The following is a 7,434-nucleotide window of genomic DNA, read 5'->3' as shown; positions in this document are numbered from 1 at the left end:
CGGGGGGAGGGTGCGGGGCGGTGGAAGGCGTGGCGGGCGTGGGGGCAGCGGACACGGACTCTCCTGTCGGGTGAGGCAGCAGAAGGGACCGTAGTAGATGGGACCTCAATAGACGAGTCTGTGGTAGACGATCATTCTCGTGACTACCTCGTGGCTACCTCGTGGCTACTGAGCCCGCTGGCGGGCCCGCCGGACCGGCTGAGGGCTCTCCGCCGGTCCGGCCAGATGCCCCTCGACCAGGCGGTTCATCGCCCGCAGGAAGACCTCCCGCTCCTCGGTAGGAAGCGCCGCCAACGCCTCCTCGTGGACCCGATCGACGATCTCCTGGCTCCGCGCGGCGATCCGCGCGCCCTCCTCGGTGACCGCGATGATCCGAGCCCGCCGGTCCCTGGCGGAGGGCCGACGTTCGGCGAGGCCGGCCTTCTCCAGGGCGTCGACGGTGACCACCATCGTCGTCTTGTCCATGTCGCCGATCTCGGCGAGCTGGATCTGGGTGCGCTCCTCCTCCAGGGCATGCACCAGCACGCAGTGCATGCGTGCGGTGAGACCGATCTCGGCGAGCGCGGCCGCCATCCGGGTCCGCAGGGCATGGCCGGCGCGGTCCAGCAGGAACGACAGGTCTGGTCCGGCGCGGGAGGGCGCCATGGCGGTCATGCCCGCAGCATAACGACTGGGTCCGTCGCGGATTATCCGTAAACCTGCCGTCGAGTGGTCGGGGTGATCCAGCCGGCCCGGCTGACCGCGTAGACGGCATGGGCTTCGTCGTGGAGGAACTCGCTGCGGACGTACGTCATGCCGAGGCGTTCGGCGACCCGGACGGACGCGGTGTTGGCCGGGACGATGGCCGAGACGACCTCGGTGAGGTCGGGGCGCTGGGCGAACACCCAGGTCAGTGCCGCGGTGGCGGCCTCGGTGGCATAGCCGCGCCCCCAGCGGTCCCGGCGCAGGAACCAGACGGCCTCGACGCCCGGCCACCCGGGTTCGGTCCACAGCCCCGCCTGGCCGACGAGCTGCCCGCTCGCCTTCTCGACGACCGACCACGGACCCACGCCGGTCAGCATCCAGCAGCCCATGCAGCCGGCCAGGGCATGCCAGACGCCGTCCGGGTCGGTCGGCCGGTGGAAGTAGCGGGTGAACTCGGGATCGGACCAGATCTCGGTGTAGCCGGCGACGTCGTCGTTGTGGATGGGCCGCAGGACGAGCCGGTCCGTCGTGAGAAGGGGAATGATCGTGGTCAGACTCATCGCGTCCGGTAGTTTGCCGGAAGCCTGCGGCCCGCCTCGAGAAAGGCGGCGACCGTGGGTTGCGAGGCGGACCGTGGGTCGCGAGGCGGACCGTGGGACCCGCGCGCGAGCCACCGGCTGGATAGCCTCGGGTCGTGGCTCTGTTCTGCCTGCTGCACGGAGCCTGGCACGACGCCACGTGCTGGGAGCCCCTCGGAGCGGAACTGCGGGCGCGGGGACATCGGGTGGTGGCACCGGACCTGCCGTTGCACAACCCGGCCACGATGGCCGCATCGAGGAACGCATCCGCCCGGCGCTCGCCGCCCTCGATGCGGCCATCGTGGCCGCCGGACCAGGGGCTCCCGGGATCGCCGGGATTCCCGGGACCGCCGGATCGATCGTGGTCGTCGGGCATTCGATGGGGGCCGCCGACACGCCCCGACGGCACCAGCGCCTGGGATCCACGGACGGCGATCGCGGTGCTGTACCCGCGCCGCCATCCCCACCATGATTGTCTGTGCCACCGGTGACGAGCTGTTCGACATCGAGTCCGAGCGGGCCAGGGCGAGGACGTCGCTCGGCGTCGAGCCCGTCGAGATCCCGGGCGGCCATCTGCCGATGCTGGAGGACCCGGACGCGCTGGCCACGCTCCTCGACGGCATTGCCCACTGACGCCACCGACCCGTGGCGCCTCGGTCCGGGCGGGCTGCTCACCGCCGCCCGGACGGGTACCGCGTTCATCACCGTCGGCATGCCCCGGATTAGACCGGGCCTTGGCGCCGCTCCTCCGACCCCGACGGATCAGACCCCGGGCCCTCGGCCGGCCGCCGGACCGCCCCGTGCTCGGGGCAAGCCGACGTCACCCTCCCGACCGCCGGTAGACCGGCCGTACCCCGGGTACCCCGGACGCGGGAGGCGCCGGAAGCACGGCGGCACTTCCGGCAGGCGGTGACCAGACTATGCCGCGGCGGGGGTTCGAGCCAGCGGAAGTCCGGACGGTACGCCATCATCCGTTTGCGCAGCATGGGACCGGCCTGCGGGTCAACAGCGTCCTCGACGAACAGGCACAGCGCGGCATCAGGCACAGCGTGTTATCAGGCACAGCGCGGCATCAGGACAGCGCGACTGCCTGGACTTCGCGGCGAGTTGTGCCGCCAGGATGCTGCGCGGCACAGGCGTCCACGATGATTTGGTGCACCGGTCGGTAGGCCCCGAGACCGTAGGAGCGCGCGAGTAACGTGCCGTAGCCGGTCAGTGGTGCCGTAGCCGGGCGGCGAACAGGCCCGGGACGGATCAGACCATCGCCGGTCGTGTGGACGGCGGCGCCGGGGGCATTCCCCCAGCACAGGCCAGCGGCTGACCGTCGGCTGACCGGCGGGATCGGAGAGGGACCGACGGGATCGGGGGAGGGAAGGCGTCGATGAGCCTGAGCAGGCGGCTGGCGTTGGTGTTCCGGGCCAAGGCCAGCAGGATGTTGGACCGCGCCGAGGATCCGCGTGAGGTTCTCGACTATTCCTACGCCCGGCAGCTCGAGCTGCTGGCGCAGGTCCGCCGCGGGGTAGCGGACGTCGCTACCAGCCGGAAGCGGCTGGAGCTCCAGGTCGAACAGCTACGGGCGTCCGCCGAGCGGCTGTCCGGGCAGGCCCGCCAGGCGGTCGCCGCGGGCCGCGACGACCTGGCCAGGGAGGCCCTCGCCCGCCGGGCCGGGGTGGCCGCGCAGCTGGAGGAGCTGCGGGAGCAGCATGCATCGCTGCGGGCGGAGGAGGACCGGTTGACGCTGGCGGCGCAGCGGTTGGCGGCCCAGCTCGAGGTGTTCCGGACCAGGAAGGAGACGGTGAAGGCGACGTACACCGCGGCGGAGGCGCAGACGAAGATCGGCGAGGCGCTGGCGGGGGTCTCCGAGGAGATGGGCGACGTCGGCCTGGCAATCCAGCGGGCCGAGGACAGAGCCGAGCAGATGCAGGCCAGGGCCGGCGCGATCGACGAACTACTCGCCTCCGGAGCCTTGGAGACGGCGGCCGGTGGCCCGCGCGACGACATCCAGGCCGAGCTGGACCGGCTGTCCGTGACCGCCGACATCGATCGGGATCTGGCCGAGATCAAAAGCGCCATGCCCGCGCGGGCGATCGGCGGCCGCCAGCCGGCCGACGCCGCTCGACCGGAGGAGCGGCCGTGATCGTGCGCATTCTGGGTGAGGGCCAGTTCGACCTGCCCGCAACCGACCTGGAGGCCCTCAACGAGCTGGATGACGTGCTGCTGGCGGCCGTCGAGGCCGGGGACGAGCCGGCGTTCCAGGAAGCCTTGACGAGGCTGCTCGAACGGGTCCGGACGCGCGGCCGCGCGGTGCCGGCGGACCGGCTGGAGCCATCGGAGCTGGTGCTGCCGCGCGCCGGCACCGGGCTGGCGGAGGTCCGCGGGCTGCTCGGCGACGAAGGCCTGATTCCCGGCGGCTGAGCCCCGGCCGACGAGGTGACGATGGTGAGGTGACGATGATGATGGTGACGCGTGCGCCGCGGAGGTTCGCCCCGGACCGGGGACTGTCGGCCCGGATGGTGCTGACCGTCTTCCTGCTCGGGCTGGTCTACGTCGCCTTCATCGCCGTCCTGATCGCTGTCGGGGTGTCACCGGTCCTGGTCGTCCTGATCGCCGGCGGGCTGCTCGCCGCCCAGTACTGGTTCTCGGACCGCCTCGCGCTGTACGCGACCGGTGGGCGCATCGTCAGCCCGGCGCAGGAGCCGCGGCTGCACGGCGTCGTGGACCGGCTCTGCGCGCTGTCCGACCTGCCGAAGCCCGCGGTGGCGGTCGCGGGCACCGACCTGCCGAACGCGTTCGCCACCGGCCGGACCCCGAAACGCGCCGTCGTCTGCGTGACGACCGGGCTGCTGCGCAGGCTGGAGGCCGACGAGCTGGAGGGGGTGCTGTCCCACGAGCTGTCCCACGTCGCGCACCGGGACGTGGCCGTCATGACCGTCGCGTCGTTTCTCGGGGTGCTCGCCGGTCTGGTCACCCGATTCGGTCTCTACTCCGGGATGGCCGGCGGCTTCGGTCGGTCCGACGGCTATGACGGCGGCGACGGCGGCGGCGATGATGAGGACAGCGGCGCCCTCGTCGTGTTCGTCGTGGTGGTCGTCTCCGCCGCCGTCTACGCGCTGTCGTTCCTGCTGACCAGGGCGCTGTCGCGGTACCGGGAGCTCGCCGCCGACCGGTCCGGGGCGATCCTCACCGGCCAGCCGGCCGCGCTCGCCGCCGCGCTCACCAAGGTCACCGGCGAGATCTCCCGGATCCCGACCCGCGACCTGCGGGCCGCCGAACCGTTCAACGCCTTTTTCTTCGCCCCTGCGCTGGCGAACGGCGTCAGCCTGTCCTCGTTGTTCTCGACCCACCCGCCGCTGGATGCCCGCCTGGCCCAGCTTGCCCGGCTGGCCGCCCAGTCCGGTGAGCCCGGGTAGTTCGGTGAGCCCGGGTAGTTCGGTGACCCGGGTAGAAAGTAGGCCGGACCATGCGGATCCTCGACGTGCTTCTCGGCCGGACCCGGCCCGTCCCGCCGGACCTCGACCGGCTGTTCACGCTCCCGGCCGCCGCCGTCACCCTGCAGGCCGCCAGCTCATGGCGGCCGACCGGGGCCGGGGCGGTCTGCGTCAAACCCGCGTCCGGCGGCGCGTTCACCGGGGTAGCGCAGGAGATCGACCGGCTGCTGAGCCTGGACGGCGGCCGGTACGAGCGGCGCACGGACAGCTTCGGGTACAGCTGGCTGCTGCGACGGACCGGCGAGCAGGACCTCGCTGGCCTGGTCACCGACCTGCACGCGGCGAATGCCGCGGTGCGCGACGCCGGTTTCGGCCCGGCGCTGCTGTGCACCGTCGTCGGGTTCACCGACGGCAGCCGGCAGATGGGGCTGATCTACCTTTACAAACGCGGCACCTGGTACCCGTTCGTGCCGGCCGGTGACCAGCGCCGGGACAATCCGGCCGAGCTGGAGGTACGGGAGGTGCTGGCGGGTGAGCTCCCGATCGAACCGGACCTGTCCCGCTGGTTTCCCCTGTGGGGAGCGCCCGGCCTCGACGCGCCGGATCCCGCACCCGATCAACCAGGAGAATAGCCCTTGGGTGTAACCTATGGTATTCGTGAAACTACTAGATAGGACTATCGGCGAAGGCCGACGTGGCCCTGGGCCAACAGTATTGCGCTTAACCACCCGATTTCCATCTCCCAGCCACCCTTAGGAGTGGTGCAACCACCCTTCGCCGGCTGCAAAGTTGTGACCCACTTCACGCAACGATGCAGCGGAGGGCCGATGGGAATCCTGGTCAATATCGACAACGGTGGCACGTTCACCGATGTGTGTGTGACGGACGGTGAACGCATCGCGCATGCGAAGACACCGACGACCCCGCACGATTTAACGCAGTGTTTCGTCGATGGGCTGCGGACGGTGTCCGACCGGCTGTATGGCGAGGAGGACACCGCTCGTCTGTTGCGCGAGACGGAGTATCTGCGCTATTCGACGACGTCGGGTACGAACGCCGTGGTCGAGCGGAAGGGCGCACCGGTCGCCCTGCTGGTCGACAGCGGTGCGGAGGAGGATGTCTATGGCATTGTGAGGCTGGTCGACGCTTCGCTGTGGCAGGCCCTGGTGCCGCATCCCCCGGTCGGGATCGCGGTGGGCGCCGACGGGTCGGTGGGCCTGGCGGAGTTCACGACGGCGATCAACGAACTGTTGGCGACGAGTACCTCGCGGATCGTGATTGCGCTGCGGAGCGCGGCGGCGGAGCGGGCGATCAAGAATCTGTTGTTGGAGCGGTACCCGCGGCATCTGCTGGGCGCGGTCCCGTTCACCCTGTCGCATGAGCTTGTGCACGACGTCGACGACGCGCGGCGGGTGCTGACCGCGGTGCTGAACTCCTACCTGCACCCGGGGATGGAGCACTTCCTCTACGGCGCGGAGAAGGCGTGCCGGGAGAACGGGCTGGCCCGCCCGCTGCTGATCTTCCGGAATGACGGGGACTCGGCCCGGGTGGCCAAGACCACGGCGTTGAAGACGTGGGGTTCCGGGCCGCGGGGTGGGCTGGAGGGCAGCGTCGCCTACGCCTCGCTCTATGACGCGGACGTGCTGGTCGGGGTGGACGTGGGTGGCACCACGACCGACGTGTCGGTCGTGGTGGACAAGGCCCTGACGGTGCACGCGCACGGCCGGGTCGATTCGGCGCAGACCTCGCTGCCGATTCCGGACCTGAGCAGTGTCGGGCTGGGTGGCAGTTCGGTGGTCCAGGTCGTCGACGGTCAGATTCAGATCGGTCCGCGCAGTGTGGGTGCCGCGCCCGGCCCGGCGTCTTTCGGCCGTGGTGGCACCGATGCGACGGTGACCGATGCCCTGCTGCTTGCCGGGGTGTTGGACCCGGACAACTATCTGGGTGGGGATCTGAAGTTGGACCCGGCCCGGGCGGAGCGGGCGTTGCTGACCCATGTCGGGGAGCCGCTGTCGTTGTCGGCGCAGGCCGCGGCGCTCGCGGTGTTGCGGGTGTTCGAGGAGCAGGCGGGGGCCGCGGTCAAGGAGATGATCTCCGCGGCGGGTCGTGAGCCGGGTGAGGCCACGCTGCTGGCCTTCGGTGGCGCCGGTCCGGTGCTTGCCTCGGGGATCGCGCGGGCGGCGGGGATCGCGCGGGTGATCGTGCCGCATCTGTCGGCGGTGTTCAGCGCGTTCGGTATCGGTTTCAGCGGGTTGGCGCACGAGTACAGCGTGCCGATGCCGGGCGTCGAGGTCGAGGTGAAGGCGGCCCGCGACGATCTGCTGACCCGCGCGCGGCGTGACATGTTCGGCGAAGGCGTGTCCATCGACGAATGCACTGTCGAGACCCGCGGTCGATTCATCGTCGACGGCGTGTTGCGGGACGAGACGTGGACCGACGGGTCGTCTACCGGGCAGGCCGATCAGCTGGTGGTGCGGGCCTGGTATCCGCTGCCGACCTTCGAGCTCGTGGCCGACGAACACGCCACGGTGCAGCCGGCGGCCGCGGACGGATCGCGTCGTATCCATTTCGCTGACGGTAACGAGCAGGAGATCGCGGTCTACCGTCCGGAGAATCTGGGGCCGGGGCAGGGAGCCGCGGGGCCGGCGCTGGTCGCGGGTGACTATCTGACCTGTCTGATCGAGCCCGGGTGGGGGTTCCGGGTGAGCAGCAACTCTGACCTGATCCTGGAGGCCCAGCAGTGA

The 7,434-nt window shown here is 70.8% G+C and carries 8 protein-coding genes; 6 read left to right on the top strand and 2 right to left on the bottom strand.

All coding sequences use genetic code 11. The annotated features are described in order from the left end of the window. Window positions 1-165: 165 nt before the first annotated feature. Together AC08OV_RS08585 and AC08OV_RS08580 are read right to left on the bottom strand one after the other, a co-directional pair. Window positions 166-654: a MarR family winged helix-turn-helix transcriptional regulator gene (locus AC08OV_RS08585; RefSeq protein WP_476601996.1), complete on the bottom strand. Its 489-nt coding sequence runs from the start codon at window positions 652-654 to the stop codon at window positions 166-168. Between the two features lie 32 nt (window positions 655-686). After that, the gene (locus tag AC08OV_RS08580; protein ID WP_476612760.1) at window positions 687-1,244 is read right to left on the bottom strand and encodes a GNAT family N-acetyltransferase; all 558 of its coding nucleotides are present in this window, start codon (window positions 1,242-1,244) and stop codon (window positions 687-689) included. Between the two features lie 486 nt (window positions 1,245-1,730). Here AC08OV_RS08580 and AC08OV_RS08575 point away from each other — a divergent pair, with 486 nt between their 5' ends. The 6 genes from AC08OV_RS08575 (at window position 1,731) to AC08OV_RS08550 (ending at window position 7,434) form a co-directional block, all read left to right on the top strand. Then, the gene (locus tag AC08OV_RS08575) at window positions 1,731-1,895 is read left to right on the top strand and encodes an alpha/beta fold hydrolase (protein ID WP_476612761.1); all 165 of its coding nucleotides are present in this window, start codon (window positions 1,731-1,733) and stop codon (window positions 1,893-1,895) included. Window positions 1,896-2,643: 748 nt separating this feature from the next. Further along, window positions 2,644-3,399, top strand: a complete 756-nt coding sequence (locus AC08OV_RS08570; protein ID WP_476612762.1) for a PspA/IM30 family protein — start codon at window positions 2,644-2,646, stop codon at window positions 3,397-3,399. After that, the gene (gene pspAA, locus AC08OV_RS08565) at window positions 3,396-3,677 is read left to right on the top strand and encodes a PspA-associated protein PspAA (RefSeq protein WP_476612763.1); all 282 of its coding nucleotides are present in this window, start codon (window positions 3,396-3,398) and stop codon (window positions 3,675-3,677) included. The genes AC08OV_RS08570 and pspAA overlap by 4 nt, the downstream gene beginning before the upstream one ends. A 35-nt stretch (window positions 3,678-3,712) precedes the next feature. Continuing rightward, window positions 3,713-4,672 carry a zinc metalloprotease HtpX gene (gene htpX / locus AC08OV_RS08560; protein ID WP_476612764.1) on the top strand — a complete coding sequence of 320 codons (960 nt, stop codon included), beginning with the start codon at window positions 3,713-3,715 and terminating at the stop codon, window positions 4,670-4,672. Window positions 4,673-4,722: 50 nt separating this feature from the next. Next, the gene (gene pspAB / locus AC08OV_RS08555) at window positions 4,723-5,322 is read left to right on the top strand and encodes a PspA-associated protein PspAB (RefSeq protein ID WP_476612765.1); all 600 of its coding nucleotides are present in this window, start codon (window positions 4,723-4,725) and stop codon (window positions 5,320-5,322) included. Window positions 5,323-5,517: 195 nt separating this feature from the next. Continuing rightward, window positions 5,518-7,434, top strand: coding sequence for a hydantoinase/oxoprolinase family protein (locus AC08OV_RS08550; protein WP_476612766.1), 1,917 nt, complete (start codon window positions 5,518-5,520; stop codon window positions 7,432-7,434).

The sequence above is a fragment of the Frankia sp. CeTa3Moorea genome, assembly GCF_978021225.1.
This window is presented reverse-complemented; position numbering and strand designations above follow the sequence as displayed.